Below are 16,851 nucleotides of genomic sequence, written 5' to 3'. Positions count from 1 at the left end.
GCGATTGATTTACAGCTGTTTCAATATTTCTTCCAGCGTTTGCAGATCGTTGACCAGTACGTCGCGGGCTTTGCTGCCTTCGAATGGACCGACGATGCGGGCGGCTTCCAGCTGATCGATCAGGCGACCCGCGCGGTTGTAGCCGAGCTTGAGCTTTCGCTGAATCAGCGACGTACTGCCCTGCTGGTGAATGACGATCAGCCGGGCCGCTTCGTCGAACATGGGGTCGCGGTTATCCAGGTCAACGTCTTTTTCTTCGGACTGACCACCATCGTCACCCACGAACTCGGGCAGATGATACGCGTCTTCGTAACCACGCTGTCCACCCACGAAATCGCAGAGATCTTCAATCTCATTCGTATCGACAAAGGGACACTGGAGACGGATTAGGTCCGAATTGGATGACAAGAGCATATCGCCCATGCCCACCAGCTGTTCGGCACCACCCGTATCCAGAATCGTCCGGGAGTCAATTTTTGACGTTACCTTGAACGATAGCCGGGCCGGGAAGTTAGCCTTAATCAAACCCGTAATGACGTTTACTGAGGGACGCTGCGTCGCCACTACCAGGTGAATCCCGATAGCCCGCGCCAGCTGCGCCAGTCGGGCAATGGGCTGCTCGACTTCCTTCCCGGCCGTCATCATCAGATCGGCCAGCTCATCGATGATCAGGACAATATAAGGAAGGTATTTATGCCCTTTTTCGGGGTTCAGTTGCCGTTTGACGAATTTGGCATTGTACTCCTTTAAATTGCGGCAACCAGCATCTTTCAGCAGGTTGTAGCGGTTGTCCATCTCGATACAAAGCGAATTGAGCGTATTGACAACCTTCTTGGTATCGGTAATGATGGGTTCGTCGGCGTCAGGCAATTTGGCCAGGAAATGCCGCTCCAGCTTATTGAAGAGAGTTAACTCTACCTTCTTTGGATCGACCAGCACCAGTTTCAGCTGCGAAGGGTGCTTTTTGTAGATCAGCGAAGTGAGCAGTACGTTCAAACCCACCGACTTACCCTGACCCGTGGCGCCGGCCATAAGCAGGTGAGGCATTTTGGCCAAATCAGCAATGAAGATTTCGTTGGAGATCGTTTTGCCCAATACGACGGGCAAATCGAACTTGCTGTTGGCAAACACATCGCTCGTGATGACCGACCGCATCGATACCATCTCCCGATTTTTGTTCGGCACCTCAATCCCGATGGTACCCATGCCCGGCATGGGCGCGATGATCCGGATGCCCAGTGCCGACAGGCTTAGCGCAATATCATCGACCAGCCCTTTGATCTTCGAAATCCGGACTCCCTTCGCCGGGATGATCTCGTATAGGGTTACCGTTGGCCCGATGGAGGCCTGAATGGAATCAATCTCAATCCCGAAATTACGTAACGTCGTTTCGATCTTCTCTTTGTTGGCCGTCAGCTCGTCATCTGATACCTGAGCTTTCCGGTTGTTCTGGTAGTCGGTAAGCAGGTCGGTGGTCGGGGGTTGGTACTGCGGCAGATCCAGTGTTGAATCGTACAGACCGTGCTGGGCTACCAGATCATTGTCGTCAGGCAGGTCAACATCAAATGTCGGCGTCACGTCAACCGGCTCGGCGGGGGCTACAGCTACATCATCGTCGGCATCCCGGTTCTTGATTGTCAGCGTAACACCGTTGGATTTTACGGCGGTGGGCACTGCGTTTGGCGTTGGGCCTGGATAGACCGTTACGGGTGGTTCGGGTTCACTGACGGGCGGCTCGACGAAAGGCTCTGGTTCGGGGTCAACGTCGTGTCTGATAAACTGGTTAATGGGCGCCGTTGTACGGGGCACTATAGGTGTATCGTCATCCTCATCCTCGGGATCAGCATACCTATCCGCAGGGGTGACGTCCTCCTCTGTTTCATCGTATGTTTCGTCGTAGGTCTGCAGGGTACTATCGGCCTCCGGAGAGAAACGTGGGCGTTTGGCTACCGAGAACTTCGGCAGTTTCCAGCTGCGGATATCCGCGAAATACACCAGGAAAATAAACAGCAAAAACAAAATGATCGCCAGGTTGCCCCAGCCGAACAGGCTGTGGAGCGCTACGTTGATTTCGTAGCCGATACCGCCACACCAGACGCTGCCCGTTTCGGCCGAATCGGTTACCAGCACAATATAACCCAGGAGCAGACTCGTCCAGACGGCCGTGAAGATCAGACCCATCGTTGTCCGGTTCAGGGGGAGCAGCTCCCGTTGTAACGTCAGTTTATAACCGGCTAAAAATGGGATAAACGGCAGGGCGAGGGCGCCGACGCCAAACCAGCGAAAGACAAACACATGAGCTACCGAGGCTCCTACCAGGCCCAGCAGGTTCCGGGTTTCGGTACCTGACTCCGCCAGCGGTTCAGTCAGAGCCGCCCCCACGACGCTCTGATCGGCGGGGCCGTGCAGCAGGTACGACACGAAGGCAATCAGTAAACCAACGCCCAGACCCATGAACAACACCCCCAGAATCAATGAAGAACGCTGGTCGCTGCGAATCCGGTTGAAATTAATGGCCCAGTCCGACGATGGTTTTGGCGCCCTCGGCGGAGGAGACTGGGTATCCCGGTTCGTTCGGGGGCTGTTACCCCGCGGCCGCTCGGTAGCGGGTTGACGAAGTGTATTCTGACGGGGGGAGGTAGTTGGTTGAGCCATGCTGATAAACGCTGACTAGCGAAGTCAGAAGTAAATTTGCCATTTTTTCACGGAAAAAGCGCGAAGGAAAATTCCGATTCAGCCGGAACGGAGCTGCTACCGTAAAATAGACGGAATTTATGAGGGAACGGCTGGGGCTGAAACCCAATTTTCGGCAAGCAGGGCTTTGTTAATCTGTTTGGCCAATCCCGGGCCTTCGTAGATGAAACTGGTGTACACCTGAATCAGGCTGGCCCCAGCCCGGAGCTTTTCCAGGGCATCGGCCGGGGTGGCAATACCGCCTACACCAATGATTGGAAACGCTCCGCCCGACTGCTGATGCAGATACCGGATGACAGCCGTTGCCCGTTCTTTCAGGGGCTGCCCGCTAACCCCACCCGCGCCCATCTGGGTAACAATAGCCGGGTCGGTAGCCAGACCCTCACGGCTGATGGTTGTGTTCGTGGCAATAACGCCCGCAATTTTGGTATCGTTAACAATGGCGATAATGTCGTCCAGCTGCCCGTCGGTAAGATCCGGCGCAATCTTTAGCAGGATGGGTTTAGGAGCCGACTTTTTTCTGTTTTCGTCCTGCAAAGCGGCCAGGAGTCGGGTGAGAGGTGCGCGTTCCTGAAGGTCGCGCAGGCCGGGCGTGTTCGGTGAACTAACGTTAACGACGAAGTAATCGACGACGTCGAACAAATCCCGGAAGCTGAGCAGGTAGTCATTCAGCGCTTCGTCGTTGGGTGTGTCTTTATTTTTACCGATGTTGCCACCAACAATAACCCGTCGTTCGCCCCGGTTCTTCGCAAACTCGCGCAACCGGCCCGATGCGGGTCCGGCGCCTTTGTTGTTGAATCCCATCCGGTTAATGAGCCCTTGGTCGGCTTTAAGTCGGAACAGACGCGGCTGGGGATTACCCGGCTGCGGGCGGGGCGTAACGGTGCCGATCTCCACGAAGCCGAATCCCAGATCGCTTAGCTCGCTTACCAGCTCCGCGTTTTTGTCGAAGCCAGCCGCCATACCGATCGGATTGGGAAACGTCAGCCCAAATACCGTCCGGGCCAGTCGCGGATCATCAACAACGTAGAGCTTGCGGCAAAGGAACGATACACCGGGGATAGCCAGCGCAAAGCGGAGCAACGACGTAATGGTATGATGAATGGACTCCGCATCGAAGCGGAATAGCAACGGGAGAATCAGGCGCTTGTACATGCGGCAAAAATACGCAAATGTGACACCGGACGTAGCAAACTCACCGACAATCAACCAAACAGATCCGACGAAAGGTAACGGTCACCCCGGTCGCAGATGATGCAGACGATTACGCCTGATTCCAATTCCTGCGCCAGTTTCAGGGCGGCCCAGGCGGCACCGCCACTGCTCATACCGGCAAAAACACCCTCAACGCTGGCGAGCTGGCGAGTTGTCTGCGTAGCGTCTTCGGCCGAAACCTCGATAACGCGGTCAACCCGCGACGGATCAAAAATTTTAGGCAGGTACTCCACCGGCCATTTACGGATACCCGGAATCGATGAGCCATCTGTTGGCTGGCATCCCACGATCTGCACGTCTGGATTCTGCTCTTTCAGATAGCGCGACGTACCCATGATGGTACCGGTCGTACCCATTGATGAAACAAAATGGGTGACTGTCCCGGCCGTGTCACGCCAGATTTCGGGACCAGTGGTGTTATAGTGCGCCAAGTAGTTATCCGGATTGGCGAACTGGTTGAGGAGGTAGTAGCCGCCCTTTTCTACCTGAGCTTCGGCATAATCGCGGGCGCTTTCCATCGTTTCCGTCAAGATGACTTTCGCCCCGAAGGCTTCCATGGTCAGTACGCGCTCGCGCGTGGAGTTTTCGGGCATGATCAGTTCCAGCTCGAGGTCATAAAGCCGGGCAATCATGGCCAGGGCAATACCGGTATTGCCGCTCGTGGCTTCGATCAGCTTCATGCCCGGTTTCAGCTCATTCCGGGCCAGAGCGCCCTGAATCATACTGGCCGCAGCCCGGTCTTTTACGCTGCCACCGGGGTTGTTGCCTTCCAGTTTACCGTAAATTTTAATGTTGGGATTAGGATTCAGTCGGTTCAGTTCAACGAGGGGAGTGTTTCCAACCAAATCGAGTAGGGTAGCCATGGGAGTCAAATAAACCTGTTTGCTTTTCCAAGGTTAAAGGCGCTCAAATAGTTCGCAATGATCGGGTTAACCCGCTTTTTAGAGCCCGGTACCAGACTGTGTTCAAAAAGGGGGATCAAAAAATACGGTCTACTAAACGGTTGATAATGAAAATTTTGTAAACTTGCTTGTGATTCGGGTCAAGGCTACGGGTATGTATCGCTGGACTGATCTGAGTTTACAATTTATTCACACCATATCTAATCCTGTTTATGAAAGTAAGTCTGCAATCCGGACTGCTCAGCAGTACGCGCCGTGAGCAAATCGCCCATCAGTTTGCTATGTCAGACCTGGTATTACCGTTCTGGGGATACCGCAAAAAAATGCCGATGCATCAGATCGTTCGGCTGGAAGGTGAAGGCAACTACACCGTTTTTCACTTTGCCGATGGTACTCAGCTAATGGTATCGCTCACGCTCAAAAAGCTGGAAAGTCGGCTCTCGCCGAAAGTATTTGTCCGGCCCCACAAGAAGAACATCATCAACCTGCTTTATCTGGAAAGCATTAATCCCGACCGGCAGCAACTGAGCGTTAGTTTGTTAAATGGCGATCGGGTGGACGTATCGCGCCGGAAAGCCACGGCCTTCATGCAGCATCTGCGCGGCTTCCAGAAAGAGCTTGTACTGCTAGAAACACAGCCCGAACTGGCCGTAGCGGCCTGATTGATATAGCCTCAACCCCAGTCCTTCTCCCAACACCTAATCTTGTCGGGATCTTGTCGGGGTTTAGCTCTTACCACCGGCACGGGCCGCCCCGCCTAGCCCCTCCTAAAACAGGAGGGGAACGAGCAGAAGCGACCTTTTTAACACCCCCTCCTAATTTTTTAACGGTCCGCCGTTGCGGGAGGGGGCAGGGCGGGGCGGCCCGTGCCGGTGGTAGCTAGCAGCAAACTAGGCCAGAATTCTCTAACTCATAAAACCCCTACAATACTAGCTTTCTGGAGTCGGGGGTAACTGAATAATTACTTCGTCGCCAGTTTGGCCAGCGCTTCGTCCCGTAGCGGACGGCGCAGGATTTTGCCGACGTTGGACTTCGGCAGCTCATCCCGGAATTCAATGATACGCGGCACTTTGTATGCTGTCAGGTTTTCCCTGCAGAACGCTTTAATCGTGTCGGCGGTCAGTTCTGGATCTTTTCTGACGACGCATATTTTGACAACCTCGGTCGATTTCTCGTCCGGTACGCCGATACAGGCTACTTCCAGGACACCGGGGCACTGGGCTACTACGTCTTCTACCTCATTTGGATAAACGTTGAAGCCCGATACCAGAATCATATCTTTTTTTCGGTCGACGATTTTGAAGAAACCATCCTCGTTCATAATGCCGATGTCGCCGGTTTTGAACCACTCGCCCATCATGGCGTTGGCGGTTTCGTCAGGGCGATTGTAGTAGCCAACGAAAACCTGTGGTCCTTTAGCAACTACTTCGCCACGCTCGCCAATGGCGGCATCAGTCCCATCGTCATTGATGATTTTCATGTCGGTACTTGGCCAGGGAACACCAATCGTTCCAACCCGTACCGACCCATCCGTGGGGTTCGACGACAGCACCGGCGAGGTTTCAGTCAGGCCGTAGCCTTCACAGGGTGTAACGCCGGTCAGCGCCTTCCAGCGTTCGGCTACGCTCGTTTGCAGCGCCATGCCCCCCGCCGACGTAATGGTCAGTTTGCTGAAGTTGACTTCTTTGATGCGCGGGTGATTCAACAGGCCGTTGTAAAGCGTGTTTACACCCGTAAAGGCCGTAACCGTGTACTTTTTAAGATCATCAATGAAAGCATTCAGATCCCGCGGATTGGTAATAAGCAGATTCATGGCACCGGTACGTAGCCCCGCCAGGGCATTGGTTGTCAAGGCGTACACGTGGTAGAGGGGGAGGGCCGCCACAATGATTCCTTCCCCGTCGGGAATGCCGCCGGGTTGCATCCAGTAGTATTGCCCCTCTACGTTGGCGATCAGATTCCGGTGCGTCAGCATAGCGCCTTTTGATACGCCGGTTGTGCCGCCGGTGTATTGCACATAGGCCAGATCCGAACTTTTGATGGTTACAGGCGTGAATGGCTGCCGTTTGCCCCGGCCCATGGCGTCGCTGAACGAGATGGCGTTCGGTAGTTTGTAGGACGGCACCAGCTTCTTGACGTATTTGACAACGGCGTTAACGATCTGCTTTTTTGGAAAACCCAGCAGGTCGCCCAGTTCGGTTACAATAACGTGCTGAATATCGGTCTGCTCCAGAATCTTTTCCAGGTTGCTGGCAAAGTTGGCCAGGATAACTAGGGCTTTCGTTCCCGAATCTTTGAACTGGTGCTGCATTTCGCGGGGGGTGTACAATGGATTTGTGTTGACCACCGCCAGGCCCGCCCGCAGTGCCCCAAACATCACTACCGGATACTGCAACGTATTAGGCATCTGAATCGCCAGCCGGTCGCCGGGTTTCAGACCCAGATCATTCTGCAGGAACGACGCAAACTGTTTTGACAACGCATCCACTTCGCCGAACGTAATCTCCTTGCCCATGCAACTGTAGGCCGGCCGGTCGTGAAACCGTTGGCAGCCATCGTCCAGCAGGGCGGCTATCGAGGAATAAGCATCCGGATTGATCTCGTGAGGAACGCCTTTAGGATAAAAGCGTAACCACGGGTAGGGCTTCGTCACTGCTTGCGTTTCCATGTCAGTCAATTGCATGTTTTGTGGTAAAAATAAAACGAAAGAGAGAAGGTTTTCTATACAGTGGTTAAAATTTCAGCTACTGCCTTATTCGTAACAACTAGAAACCCCCAAAGTATAATCGTTTCTGGCTTGTAAGGCCTTAGAATTTAGAAATTCTGGTCGCTTGCTTCACTGTCTGGAAGCTCTCGATCTGCGTAGAACGGGCGTCGGGGCTGGGGGGTACTGGATGAGGAGCCGGGAAAGAGAAACGAAATTAAACGATAGCCCAGGCAATCAATAGGGTTATCCGGGCTGTTTTGGTTTAGCGAATAACTGGCCTGATCGCTATATTGGTCCCTCCAAGGCAAAAACGGTTGCCGTTTTATGGAGTAAACTGGTTGTCAGTCAATGCTTTGGCCGATGCGCAATTAGATGAAAATCGGCGCGTGATTACGCCTTTTTCTTCCTGTATCTTACCATAAACCCGTCGTGCATAGCGATTCTTTCTACGTATGAGTCAGAGCCAACGCATATTTCTTTGGTCGATTACGGCTGCCCTGGGCGGCTTTCTGTTTGGCTTTGATACCGCGGTTATCTCCGGCGTAGAACAGACGCTTCAATCGCTCTGGAACCTCAGCGACGCCGAACATGGTCTGACCATATCGGTAGCTCTGATCGGTACGGTCATTGGCGCCATGACGGGTGGTATTCCCGCCGAACGATTGGGACGCAAGCGGACCCTGTTCTGGATTGGGGTTATTTACCTGGGCGCTTCACTTGGTACGGCGCTGGCGCCAACTTGGGGATTTTTCTTCTTTTTTCGCTTGCTGGGCGGGCTGGGAGTCGGTGCATCGTCGGTAGCGGCTCCGATGTACATTTCCGAGATTTCCCCGGCCAAATCGCGGGGGCTGCTGGTCGCGCTGTTTCAGTTCAATGTCGTACTGGGTATTCTGATTGCCTACGTGTCCAACTATTTTCTGCAAAATTTCGGGGCTGAGCCCTGGCGCTGGATGCTGGGTGTTCAGGCCATTCCGTCGCTGATCTTCCTGGTTACCGTTCTGTATATTCCCGAAAGCCCGCGCTGGCTCCTGCTCAAAAAAGGAAAAGTTGCCGAAGCCAAGGAAGTGCTGAACATGATCGATCCGGAAACGGCCGATGCCACGCTGGCTACGTTACAGCAGCACGCCGATCAGCCCCAGACGGTCAGCCTGTTTTCCGGCAAATACAACACTCCCATTATGCTGGCGGTGCTGTTTGCGTTCTTCAACCAGGTGTCGGGGATCAATGCCATTCTGTATTACGCCCCCCGTATTTTCGAAATGACAGGCCTGGGTAAGAGCTCGGCCCTGCTGTCGTCGGCGGGGGTGGGGTTGGTCAACCTGATCTTTACGATGATTTCGATGAACCTGATTGACCGCTTTGGCCGCCGGACGCTGATGCTGGTTGGTTCCGTCGGGCTGATCGTGATGCTGGGCCTGGTGACACGGGCGTTCTATCTGGAAGAGTTTAATGGCCTGTCGGTACCCCTGTTCCTGTTCGGCTACATCGCCTTTTTTGGTTTCTCGCAGGGGGCTGTTATCTGGGTATTCATCTCCGAAATTTTTCCTAACGAAGTACGTTCCAGCGGGCAGGCACTGGGCAGCTTTACCCACTGGATCATGGCCGCCATAATCACCTATACCTTTCCGTATCTGACCGGCCAGTTCGGGCCTGCTGCGTCGTTTATGTTCTTTACGGTCATGATGATCCTGCAACTGCTGTTCGTCTGGAAGCTGATGCCCGAAACGAAAGGCACCAGCCTGGAGCAGATCGAACGTACCTTTGTCGGTCATTAAAACAGGCTGGTGCCGGTCGCCTGACGGATTTCAATGACCAGGTAACCGCCTACTCACGTAAAACCAATACCCATGAATCAGACAATCACCTGCTTCGGCGAGATACTCTGGGACGTACTGCCCACCAGCAAACAGGCGGGCGGTGCGCCCATGAACGTAGCGGCCGATCTTCGTAATTTTGGGTTGAACGCCCAGATCATCAGCCGCGTTGGCACTGATGAATTAGGCACCGAGATGCTGGCTTTCCTGAAAGACAAAGAGCTACCGCTTGATCTGGTCCAGGTTGGACAAACGCACCTGACCGGTGTGGCCAAAGCCAATATCTCCGACCGGAATGAAGTGACGTACAAGATCGTTCAGCCCGTGGCCTGGGACTATATTCAGCTGGAACCGGGCCTGACGGAGGTCGTTCAACAAAGCGAATTCTTTGTCTACGGTAGCCTGGCAGCACGTAGTACCCGCACCTACGAAACCCTGCAGGCCCTGCTGGACGTAGCGCCGAAAAAAGTATTTGATGTCAACCTGCGCGCCCCCCACTACGAACGGGACATCGTAGAAGCGCTGATGCATCAGGCCGATATGGCCAAACTGAACGAGCACGAACTGGCCGAACTGGCGGGCTGGTACGGTGACGCGAGCGATCAGGAAAAGGCCATGCAGCAGCTGCGCGAACGGTATACACTTGACACCGTATGCGTAACGCTGGGCGAAGAGGGAGCCATTTTACTGAACGAAACTGGCTTTGTCCGGCAGGGCGGTTTCCCGGTCGAGGTGGCCGATACGATTGGGAGCGGAGATGCGTTTCTGGCCGCTTTCCTGTACAAAACCCTACAGGGCGATACCCCCCAGCAGATTCTGGAGTTCGCCTGCGCAACGGGGGCTTATGTCGCCACGCAGCGGGGCGCTACGCCCGATTTTACGGAGGCAACCATCCAGTCGTTTCTGCAGCTTAGCCGGGTGAAAACTCATTCGGCCGATTAAACCGCAGAAACAAAACCCGTTCGTTAGCCCAACGAATCAATACGTAATGGCATACGACAACCGCATCATTCCGTTGTCGTATGCTTTACTTTCCAGCAGATTAAGTCTGACCTGGGTCGTGCTGGAACCGAACAGCCGAACCCCTTCCCCGAACACAATTGGATTCAGCTTGATGATCAGTTCATCGATCAGGTGCGCATCCAGCAGCAGCCCCGCTAGTTCACCTCCGCCACAGAGCCAGAGCGGTTTTCCTTCCTCGGATTTCAGCTGGCGTACTACGTCCAGTTCGTCGTTTGAAACGAGTTGAATCTGGTTGTTGGAGTCAAAGTCAATTGACTTCGAAAAGACGTAGTTCTTCAGCCGGGGATTAATCTGTGTGTAGGTTGGCTGGCCTTTCTGCAGGCCGTAATCATAGCCGTACTCGTACGTTTTTCGCCCCATCAGCACCGCCCCGTAGTTGCGGATCGCTCCGATAAAGTCCTGAATAAATTCGCCCTCGGTCAGAAAACCGGTTGTTGAGCCGTCCGGGTGGGCAATGAAATTGTCGAGGGTAGCCGCGACATGATAAATGAGTTTCCGCATCGGTTGTAGTGGTATAGGTTTTTTTGGACAGGATTAAGAATGGACAGGATTACAGCCGGGCCGCCGGGCGGATTTGATTAATTTTTAGATCCTGAAAATCCGCCCGGCGGCCCGGCTGTAATCCTGTCCATAAATCTTCATCTGCTTTAAGCGTAACGCTGAGTCGGTGGTGGATTCGTATGCAACAACGCCTGAATAAACGCCTGCATCCGCTGAAAGTGGGTGCCTTCCCAGTAGAGTCGGTTGCAGGTGTCACACCGCCAGAAGGCCTGCTGCCCTTCCCGTACGAGCGGGGACAACTGGTCCTTAACTGTTTCTTTCGCAACGGGCTCCATCGACCCGTTACAGACGAGGCAACGTTGGAACGGATGTATCTGGTCGGCTAATGGATAACGCGATATAATCTCCGACAACTGCTGCTTCGGGTTGGTACTGCGAACGTAATAACCGTACGTAACGCGGCTCCGCATCAGCAACTCCCGGTCGCGGGTGAGTAGTACGCGGTCATCTGTACTGGAAATCTCCGCCAGTTCCGGATCGGTGTAATCGTTGCGGTAGAGCGTATCGATACCCAGCATCCGCAGATACGTAGCGAGTTTGCCCAGGTGCGTGTCTAGTACGAATCGGTACGTAGCCAGCGGGGGCGGCTGCACCAGCGACACGACATTGAGGTCCGGCAGATCGACGAGTGGATAAACCAGAAACGTATCGTCCGGCCGAACGAGATGGGTGAAATCAATTGACTGCCCATTCGCCAGCAATAAACCAATTTCCGGATGCGGCACCCCCAGCGATTCAATTACGTCTTTGACGGATGTTCGCTGGCTGACCGGCCAATTAATGTCGACGGCTCGCTGCCGGGCGGGTAAAAAATCATTCAGACTACTGTAAAAGCGGAACGTAGCGTCAGCCATAATCCATGTTGTTCAGTAACGGTATAACCATCAGAAACCAGTGTTGTCCACATAACGCTTGATTTAAGCAGACGTAGTAACAGATTTGAACAAAGAAGCAGGCTACTAAAGCAGAAGTGAAGGATACCACCATCAGGAGAATGATGATTTATTACTTTTGTTGTTTATCCTTAGTATCCCATACAGATAACAATATGATTGAGGCTGAATCGTCGGAGCAATTTCTGGCGGGGGGCGGTGAAATGGGGCAGTTGATTCGGTCAATGGACTGGTCCAGAACACCACTTGGGCCCATATCGACATGGCCTCAGAGTCTACGAACCTCCGTTAGTTTGTGCCTTTCGTCAACATTCCCCATTTTGATTGCCTGGGGCCCCGAAACCATTCAGATCTACAACGATAGTTACCGACCCATCTGCGGAGCAAAACATCCGGAATCGATGGGGCAGAATTTCCGGATCTGCTGGGAAACGGCCCTGCCCGTGGTGGGCGACGCATTCAGCCGGGGACAACAGGGAGAAGGGACATACATCAAAGATCAGCGCATGTTCCTCGACCGGTATGGTTACCTGGAAGAAGCGTTTATGACTTTTTCCTTTGCGCCAATCCGGGATGAGTCGGGCCAGGTAGGTGGTATTTTTCACCCCATCACCGAAACAACCGACAAGATGCTGAGCGCTCGTCGGACACAGGTACTGCGGGACGTGGCGGCCCTGACCAGCCAGGCGAAAACGAACGAAGAAATTTACGCCAGTTTGACGGCGGCAGCGGTCGATTTTGCGCTGGATCTACCTTTCTTGCTTTTCTACGAACTGGACGATGAGGTATCCTCGGCTCAACTGGTGAGTAGCGCTGGCTTGGCACCCAACCAGCCTTTTCCCGAGGAGCTTGCCCGACTGAACGTAGCAGCCACCGAATGGCTCAGCGACCTGACGAAGTTGCAGGTCATCGATCAACTGACAAAACGGGTTGGGCGGCTGGTGGGCGGGCCATATGAGGAGTCCCCGCACACGGCCGTATGTCTGCCCGTGACGTTGTCGACGCGCGAACAGCCGATTGGTTTTCTGCTGGCCGGAATCAGTCCGCACCGGGCGCTGGATCAGGATTATCTTAACTTCTATGCCCTGCTGGCCAATACCATCAATACGGCTTTCTCCAACGTGTATGCCTATCAGGAGGAGCAGAAACGGGCCGAAGCACTAGCCGCTATCGACCAGGCAAAGACGGCCTTCTTCAATAACATCAGCCATGAATTCCGGACGCCCCTGACACTGATGCTGGGACCGTTGGAAGAGTTACTGCGCGATCCCGAACTGCTGGCATCCCCGTACAAAGTCCCTATTGAGGCCACTAACCGGAATGCGCTACGGCTGCTGAAACTGGTGAACAACCTGCTCGACTTCAGTCGGATCGAAGCTAATCGGGTCAAAGCCAGCTTCCGGCCGGTAGATCTGGTCAATCTGACGGTTGATCTGGCCAGTAGCTTTCGCTCGCTGATCGAACGGGCAGGCCTGGCGTTTATTGTTGACTGTAAGCCTCTGCCGTCGGTGGTGTATGCCGATGCCGAGATGTGGGAAAAGATAGTGCTCAACCTGCTCTCGAACGCGTTCAAGTATACGCTGCAGGGCAGCATCCGGGTCAGTCTGACAGTGGAGGAGGGTAATGCGGTGCTGCAGGTTACCGATACGGGCGTTGGTATTCCCGAGCGGGAACTACCGCACATGTTCGAGCGCTTTCACCGGGTCGAAAACGCCGGTGGCCGTACCTACGAAGGCAGCGGTATTGGGCTTTCGCTGGTGCATGAACTGGTTCGTTTCCACGGCGGAATGATTACCGTAACGAGTGTGGAAGGCGAGGGCAGTACGTTCACGGTTCGGCTGCCACTGGGAAAAGCGCACTTACCCGCCAGCCAGGTCATCGAAGGCGAACATGAAGCTACGATGAGCCGCTTGGCCGATACATTCCTTCAGGAAGCGAGTACAATGCTCGAAGATCTCCGGTCTGCTACGTCGGCCGACGCGCTGCCGGACGAGTTTCCGGCAGATCAGTCCACGAAGATTCTTGTCGTAGATGATAACGCCGACATGCGCGCCTACCTGACCCGGTTGCTGGAGCCTTACTTCACCGTGAATACAGCCGCGAATGGCGCTGATGCGTTGCAGCAACTGGGTAGTTACCAGCCTCAGTTGATTCTGAGCGATATTATGATGCCGGTAATGGATGGCAAGGAACTGCTGAGTACGCTCAGGCAAAACACGGCCACGGCGCATATTCCCCTGATTTTCCTGTCGGCCCGTGCCGGGCAGGAAGCTCGTATTGATGGGCTGGAAACCGGTGCGGACGATTATCTGGTCAAACCGTTTTCGGGGCAGGAACTGCTCACGAAAGTAAAGGCGCAGATCAATCTGAACCAGTCGCGTCGGCAGGCCGAAACCCGGCTTCGGAACCTGGTTCAGCATGCGCCGGTAGCCATGCTGCTGGTCAAAGGCGACGACTTGATAATCGAGCTGATGAACGAAGCCATGCAGACACTCGTTCAGCGCGATTCGAATGCCCTGGGTAAATCCTTGTTGTCGGTATTTCCGGAGCTTACCAAGCAGACGTTTGTCAGTCGGTTCCAGCAAGTATATCAGACGGGTGTTTCTGATCAGGGGGTGGCGGTAGAACTGCCCGTGTACCGGAACAGCGAGTTGCAGACAGGTTACTTCGACGTATTACTGACGCCGTATTACGAGGGAGATAAATTGACCGGAGTGCTGGAAATATGCACTGAGGTAACGGAGCAGGTGCAGTCAGGCAAAGCGCTGGCCAAAAGTGAAAACCGCTATCGGCTGCTGTCGGCTGAGCTTGATGAGCAGGTACAACAGCGGACCACTGAATTACAGGCCACGGTATATGATCTGCAGCGTTCAAACGATAACCTACAGCAATTCGCTTACGTAGCGTCGCACGATCTGCAGGAGCCGCTGCGCAAGATTCAGTCATTCGGTGATCTGCTGATGGGGCAGTATGCTGCCGAACTGGGTAACGGCGCCGATTACCTGACGCGAATGCAAATGGCCGCCAACCGGATGTCTATCCTGATTCGGGACCTGCTGGGCTTCTCCCGTATATCCACTCGTCAGGAGACGGCTGCGTCGGTTGCATTGGGAAAACTAGTGCAGACTGTACTGGCCGATCTGGAACTGGCCATCAAGGAAACTGAGGCTATCGTGCACGTTGACGTACTGCCGACGGTTATGGGCGATCAGTCACAATTGCGGCAACTGTTTCAGAATCTAATTTCAAACGCACTTAAGTTTCATCGAACGAGCCCATCCGGTACGCCGGTGGCGCCTGTACTTACGATTCGATCCTGTGAGGTGAACGTGAGCGATCTGCCCGCAGCAGTACGGCCAACGCGAGTGGTACCTGTGTACTATCAGATTGACGTAGCAGACAACGGAATTGGATTTGACGAAAAATACCTGGATCGGATTTTTCAGGTTTTTCAGCGGTTACATGGAAAGAATACCTTTGCCGGAACCGGAATTGGTCTGGCCATCTGCGAGAAAGTTGTGGCTAACCACGGCGGGGGTATCACTGCTGCCAGCCAGCCGGGTTTAGGCGCTACCTTTTCGGTCTATCTACCCGTACCCGAACTCTGACAAGGACGCCGATAAAGGCGTCGTTATTGAGTAGGGAACTGCCTATGTAACTCCTGCAACTGCCGGGCTGCCAGTAGCATATACTCGTAGTCCAGCTGAAACTGCATATCGAAGGGTTCTGCGTAGAAGGGCGTATCGGCCCAGGTGGGAGAAGCCAGCGCCGACATAGCAACCTGAACGGTAAACTGATTCTCGCCCGAAGACGTAGCACCGAATAACAAGCCTGGCTCAAGCAGCACCACCGGGGGCAGGGCAGCCCCCGCGGCAATTTGACCGAACCAGTTTCCCAGCGAGGAAAGTTCGTGGGTGGCCATCAGGCCAGCGGTTACTATGGAAGAACGGTCTCCGTCTTTGACCTGAATACTGATGTGTAACAGATTTTTATCCTGCCGGTAGGGAGAGTCTTTGTCTTGATAATCAAGCACATCTAAGGCAAAGTAGTGGCTGCCTGTTCCTAACGTAAACATGAACTTACAGAATGGTTAGCTAAAAGAGGGGGCAAACGTTGCCGAAAAATACTGATTTTAGAGTAAAAGATACAGAGTAAAACCTGGCAGTGACATCTTTTTTTGTGCCATTACGGGTGTCTGATCTTATTTTAATCTAAAATTTAGTTCGACCACGAACAGCCGCCAGCCTATGGGACCAGCATTGACACAAGCGCAGATTCAGGCATTTATCCAGGATGGTTTCGTTCGGGTGGATCAGGCGTTCCCGCGCGAGTTGGCCGATGAAGGCCGGGCTATTCTGTGGGCCGATACAGAGTTTAGTCCGCATAATACAGCTACTTGGCTGCAGCCCGTTATCCGACTGGGCAATTATAGCCAGACTCCGTTTCGGCAGGCGGTCAATTCGCCCCGGCTGGTGTCGGCCTATGATCAGTTGGTTGGCGTCGGTCGGTGGCTGCCCCGAACGAGTCTTGGTACGTTTCCAATCCGGTTTCCCAGCCCCGACGATCCGGGCGACGCGGGCTGGCACATCGACATGAGCTTTGGTACCGATAGCCCCAATTTTATGGATTGGCGTGCCAACGTAACGTCGACCGGGCGGGCGCTGTTGATGCTGTTTCTCTTTTCGGATGTGGGACCGGATGATGCACCGACCCGGATTCGGGTGGGCTCACACCTGACAATGGCCCAACTGCTGGCTCCCGCTGGCGAAGCTGGTTTGTCGTTACGTGAACTGGCGGCCAATAATTTTGACGAAACGGCTCACTGCCCAGAGGTGACCGCCGTGGGCGATGCCGGGACGGTTTATTTGTGCCATCCGTTTCTGGTGCATGGCGCCCAGGCTCATCGCGGCACAAGGCCCCGTTTTATGGCGCAGCCACCCCTTTTGCCCTCCCAGCCATTCCAGCTCGACCGACCCGACGGCAGCTACTCGCCCGTTGAGCAGGCCATTCGGCTGGGGATTTCTGGGGCGGTAACGTAGCTA

12 protein-coding genes are annotated in these 16,851 nt (G+C 54.2%); 5 read left to right on the top strand and 7 right to left on the bottom strand.

The features are described from left to right. Positions 1–9: 9 nt before the first annotated feature. The 3 genes from HU175_RS24470 to cysM form a co-directional block, all read right to left on the bottom strand. A complete protein-coding gene (locus HU175_RS24470) occupies positions 10–2,655 on the bottom strand; it encodes an FtsK/SpoIIIE family DNA translocase (RefSeq protein ID WP_176569062.1) in 2,646 nt (881 codons plus the stop codon). Positions 2,656–2,772: 117 nt separating this feature from the next. Beyond that, positions 2,773–3,849: a quinone-dependent dihydroorotate dehydrogenase gene (locus HU175_RS24465; RefSeq protein ID WP_176569061.1), complete on the bottom strand. Its 1,077-nt coding sequence runs from the start codon at positions 3,847–3,849 to the stop codon at positions 2,773–2,775. A gap of 50 nt (positions 3,850–3,899) precedes the next feature. Next, positions 3,900–4,772: a cysteine synthase CysM gene (cysM, locus tag HU175_RS24460; RefSeq protein ID WP_176569060.1), complete on the bottom strand. Its 873-nt coding sequence runs from the start codon at positions 4,770–4,772 to the stop codon at positions 3,900–3,902. Between the two features lie 251 nt (positions 4,773–5,023). Between cysM and HU175_RS24455 the strand changes: the two genes are divergently transcribed. Continuing rightward, positions 5,024–5,473 carry a LytR/AlgR family response regulator transcription factor gene (locus HU175_RS24455; RefSeq protein ID WP_228724266.1) on the top strand — a complete coding sequence of 150 codons (450 nt, stop codon included), beginning with the start codon at positions 5,024–5,026 and terminating at the stop codon, positions 5,471–5,473. Between the two features lie 299 nt (positions 5,474–5,772). On the opposite strand, the gene HU175_RS24450 is transcribed toward HU175_RS24455, so the two are convergent. After that, positions 5,773–7,479 (bottom strand): AMP-binding protein, encoded by a 1,707-nt coding sequence (locus HU175_RS24450; protein ID WP_176569059.1) that lies wholly within the window; start codon positions 7,477–7,479, stop codon positions 5,773–5,775. A 491-nt stretch (positions 7,480–7,970) separates the two neighbouring features. On the opposite strand from HU175_RS24450, the gene HU175_RS24445 reads away from it, so the two are divergent. Both HU175_RS24445 and HU175_RS24440 read left to right on the top strand, forming a co-directional pair. Further along, positions 7,971–9,293, top strand: a complete 1,323-nt coding sequence (locus HU175_RS24445; protein ID WP_176569058.1) for a sugar porter family MFS transporter — start codon at positions 7,971–7,973, stop codon at positions 9,291–9,293. Between the two features lie 72 nt (positions 9,294–9,365). After that, the gene (locus HU175_RS24440) at positions 9,366–10,274 is read left to right on the top strand and encodes a carbohydrate kinase family protein (RefSeq protein ID WP_176569057.1); all 909 of its coding nucleotides are present in this window, start codon (positions 9,366–9,368) and stop codon (positions 10,272–10,274) included. A gap of 36 nt (positions 10,275–10,310) precedes the next feature. On the opposite strand, the gene HU175_RS24435 is transcribed toward HU175_RS24440, so the two are convergent. Together HU175_RS24435 and HU175_RS24430 are read right to left on the bottom strand one after the other, a co-directional pair. Next, the gene (locus HU175_RS24435; protein WP_176569056.1) at positions 10,311–10,856 is read right to left on the bottom strand and encodes a dihydrofolate reductase family protein; all 546 of its coding nucleotides are present in this window, start codon (positions 10,854–10,856) and stop codon (positions 10,311–10,313) included. A gap of 146 nt (positions 10,857–11,002) precedes the next feature. Then, positions 11,003–11,770, bottom strand: a complete 768-nt coding sequence (locus HU175_RS24430; RefSeq protein WP_176569055.1) for a Mut7-C RNAse domain-containing protein — start codon at positions 11,768–11,770, stop codon at positions 11,003–11,005. 194 nt (positions 11,771–11,964) lie between these two features. Between HU175_RS24430 and HU175_RS24425 the strand changes: the two genes are divergently transcribed. Next, positions 11,965–15,417 carry an ATP-binding protein gene (locus HU175_RS24425; RefSeq protein ID WP_176569054.1) on the top strand — a complete coding sequence of 1,151 codons (3,453 nt, stop codon included), beginning with the start codon at positions 11,965–11,967 and terminating at the stop codon, positions 15,415–15,417. Between the two features lie 23 nt (positions 15,418–15,440). Here HU175_RS24425 and HU175_RS24420 read toward each other — a convergent pair whose 3' ends face one another. Next, positions 15,441–15,884 (bottom strand): hypothetical protein, encoded by a 444-nt coding sequence (locus HU175_RS24420; protein ID WP_176569053.1) that lies wholly within the window; start codon positions 15,882–15,884, stop codon positions 15,441–15,443. Between the two features lie 172 nt (positions 15,885–16,056). Here HU175_RS24420 and HU175_RS24415 point away from each other — a divergent pair, with 172 nt between their 5' ends. After that, a complete protein-coding gene (locus tag HU175_RS24415) occupies positions 16,057–16,848 on the top strand; it encodes a phytanoyl-CoA dioxygenase family protein (protein WP_176569052.1) in 792 nt (263 codons plus the stop codon). Positions 16,849–16,851 lie beyond the last annotated feature (3 nt).

The sequence above is a fragment of the Spirosoma sp. KUDC1026 genome (assembly GCF_013375035.1).
GTDB lineage: Bacteria > Bacteroidota > Bacteroidia > Cytophagales > Spirosomataceae > Spirosoma.
Note: the sequence above shows the minus strand (reverse complement) of the source record. Positions and strands in the feature narration are given on the sequence as shown.